The organism is Qipengyuania sp., from assembly GCF_043423005.1.
Classification (GTDB): domain Bacteria; phylum Pseudomonadota; class Alphaproteobacteria; order Sphingomonadales; family Sphingomonadaceae; genus Qipengyuania.
Genome location: NZ_JBHWMI010000045.1, coordinates 1 through 2778, shown reverse-complemented (window position 1 = coordinate 2778; position 2778 = coordinate 1). Strand labels below are relative to the sequence as shown.

Below are 2778 nucleotides of genomic sequence, written 5' to 3'. Positions count from 1 at the left end.
GGCCTGCACTTTACAGATGAAGTGATCGCAGAGGTGAGGGCGCGTGGCGTCGATTTCACCTCTGTAACGCTACATGTGGGACTTGATACGTTCAGGCCGGTAACGGCCGAGTACGCCGAGGACCACGAGATCCACAGCGAGTGGTGCTCGGTGTCAGAAGAGGCATGGGAGAAGATCAGGGAGACAAAGGAGCGGGGTGGGCGAGTGGTGGCTGTAGGTACGACCAGCGCCCGAACCCTGGAATCCCTCGGCCAGCGAGTTCGCGATGGCCAGCCGGGTCCTTTCGATGCCTTTACCCGCATCTACATCACGCCGGGGTACCAGTGGACAATGGTGGACGTTCTGCTCACCAACTTTCACTTGCCAAAGTCCACCCTGTTGCTGATGATCAGTGCACTTGCCGGCAAGGAGAATGTGTTGGCGGCGTATGAGGAGGCGATCCGGACAGAATACCGGTTCTTCTCGTTCGGCGATGCGATGCTGATTGTGTGAGGTGGTATGAGCGATTTTCCAGAACTGAATGGTAAGACACGGGGTGACGCGTGGGCCCTGGTGACCGAATGGATCACCAGCGACAGCCTGCGCAAGCATTGCCTGGCAGTTGAGACCGCGATGCGTGCCTATGCTGAAAGGCTCGGCGAGCCGGTTGAAGCGTGGGGCATGCTTGGGCTGCTGCATGATTTCGATTACGAACGCTATCCGACCGTCGAAGATCACACCAAGGTCGGATCGGCGTATCTGCGGGATAACGGGTGGCCTGGTTGGCTCGCGGATGCACTGCTCGCCCACGGGTTCGACGAGAACTACCCTCGAACCACGCTATACGACAAGGCCTTGTTCGCCGTCGATGAGCTAACCGGGTTCGTCTCGGCGGTCGCGCTGGTACGGCCGTCGAAGTCTGTCAGGGACGTCAAGGTGAGCTCAGTCACAAAGAAGATGAAGGACAAGGCCTTCGCTGCTGCGATCCATCGTGATGAACTGCGACAGGGTGCCGAGGAGTTTGGGGTGGACTTCAACGAACACGTTGGCGTTATCATTGAGGCGATGTCCGCCAATGCCGAGGATCTCGGCCTGGCCGGCACTCCGATGAGCCAGGAACCTGGCCATTGATGATCGGTGCAGGCGATGGTGCCGGCACCAGAACAGAAAGGCAAACCATGGCAAAGCAGTGGAAGCAGCCATTTGAGATGTCGCTCGACGACAACACCACGTACACCGCCACACTGGAGACCAGCCACGGCTCGATGGACGTTGAGTTCTTCGTGGAGGACGCTCCCAATACAGTCAACAACTTCGTGAACCTCGCGAAGGAGGGCTACTACGACGGTACGCCGTTCCACCGCATCATCAAGGGGTTCATGTTGCAGGGTGGCGATCCCACCGGCACGGGCATGGGCGGCCCTGGCTACAAGTTCAACGATGAGAAGGTGAGCAAGCCGTACTCCAAGGGCACGCTGGCCATGGCCAACGCCGGCCCGAACACCAATGGCAGCCAGTTCTTCATCATGCACGCCGATTACCCGCTGCCACCGAACTACACCATATTCGGTAAGGTGACGAGCGGCATGGATGTAATCGATGCTATTGCAAACGTGCCAGTCGGCGCTTCCCGCAGTGGTGAGCGCTCCACCCCGCTCGAGCCAGTCACGCTGCAGAAGGTAACGATCCACGAGTCCTAAGGCCCACCGGTCCTGAAAACCAAGAAGACGCCGTTCCCCGCAGGGAACGGCGTCTTCGTTCTTAGGCAGCCTGCTGGCGTGCCCGATATTCCTCTTCGTACTCCCGCAGCAAGCGCAGCCAGTGCTCCTCGAGAGCCCCGATCGGCTTGTTGTCCGCGCGGAGCTGGTTGATCATCGCTTCACCGTGGTTAAGGCGATCAACCAGGTCGTCGAGCGCTGAACGCTTCTCGACGACAGCGGTAGATGTGGAAACAACTCGCATAGTGGCTCTCCTCCCTTAGGACGCGCGCTGGCTAACTGGTCGACGAGCCTCGAGCATATCGATAACACCGCTCGCCTGGCGCTTGTTCATGTTCATAAAGTCTGTACCGGTGTGCTGCTGGATCAGCGCACTCAGCTCTTCCGGCTGCAGCTGCATTTCTGCGGCAAGGCGCTGGATGCGGGACTTCTGCGGAGCAGTTGCCAGGAACGCACTCGACTGGTTGAAGTGCTGCGGCTCTGGCTGACGATGGAAGGTTACTTCCGGCTCACCATCATCGTTGTCAGCAGCGGGTGTGCCATATCCCAGCGCCGTGAGCGCGCGGCCGATGGACTTGGTCTCGGCCTTTTCGATGTAGTTCTCAAAGTTGGCAGCGGTCTCGCTGCCCCAGCCGGTGGCACGTCCACCGCTGGGCAGAACCACGCTGGCGCGCATGATCGCGCGGCCATCGGCGTGGGATACCAGCTCAGTCTCGACGACGGCCTCAGGGTGTTCGCTGCGCATCCATGCGATGCGGTGCTTCACTTCCAGGTAATCCTGGCCCTTGACTTTGCTGAGGAACTGGTTTGGATCAAAGGGTTGCTGGGCCACAGTTCGTCTCCTTGCGGGCGGTTGAATCACGGGCGAACCCATGCAGAACACTTGTTCGTATGTGCCTATTCTAGAACTTCTGTTCTACAGTGTCAACCCCTGGAGATGGCGATTTCTCCGATGCATCCACGGCATTTTCGTGCGACAATACGAAAAGAAAGTACTGTGCATACGTTGCCAGTGAACGCCTATACGGCCCTGGTGGTCAGGTGCCGCTCAGTCATTCATACAAAGTGAGGTGGCCACAGT

The 2778-nt window shown here is 58.9% G+C and carries 4 protein-coding genes; 3 read left to right on the top strand and 1 reads right to left on the bottom strand.

Translation table 11 applies throughout. The annotated features are described in order from the left end of the window. From ACHFFA_RS07520 to ACHFFA_RS07510, 3 genes are all read left to right on the top strand, one after another. Window positions 1-492 (top strand): S-adenosylmethionine:tRNA ribosyltransferase-isomerase (locus tag ACHFFA_RS07520; RefSeq protein WP_394270225.1); only part of this gene is annotated, 492 nt, incomplete at its 5' end. A 60-nt stretch (window positions 493-552) separates the two neighbouring features. Next, entirely contained in the window at window positions 553-1110 is a 558-nt protein-coding gene (locus tag ACHFFA_RS07515) for an HD domain-containing protein (RefSeq protein WP_394270224.1), read from the top strand. Further along, window positions 1110-1679: a peptidylprolyl isomerase gene (locus ACHFFA_RS07510; protein WP_394270226.1), complete on the top strand. Its 570-nt coding sequence runs from the start codon at window positions 1110-1112 to the stop codon at window positions 1677-1679. The genes ACHFFA_RS07515 and ACHFFA_RS07510 overlap by 1 nt, the downstream gene beginning before the upstream one ends. A 277-nt stretch (window positions 1680-1956) precedes the next feature. Here the strand turns inward: ACHFFA_RS07510 and ACHFFA_RS07505 are convergent, their stop codons facing one another. Next, the gene (locus ACHFFA_RS07505) at window positions 1957-2529 is read right to left on the bottom strand and encodes a hypothetical protein (protein ID WP_394270223.1); all 573 of its coding nucleotides are present in this window, start codon (window positions 2527-2529) and stop codon (window positions 1957-1959) included. Window positions 2530-2778 lie beyond the last annotated feature (249 nt).

Excerpts from the sequence above, each read along its gene's own strand:
- ACHFFA_RS07510 (WP_394270226.1), top strand. The coding sequence starts at position 1,110 with ATGATCGGTGCAGGCGATGGTGCCGGCACCAGAACAGAAAGGCAAACC.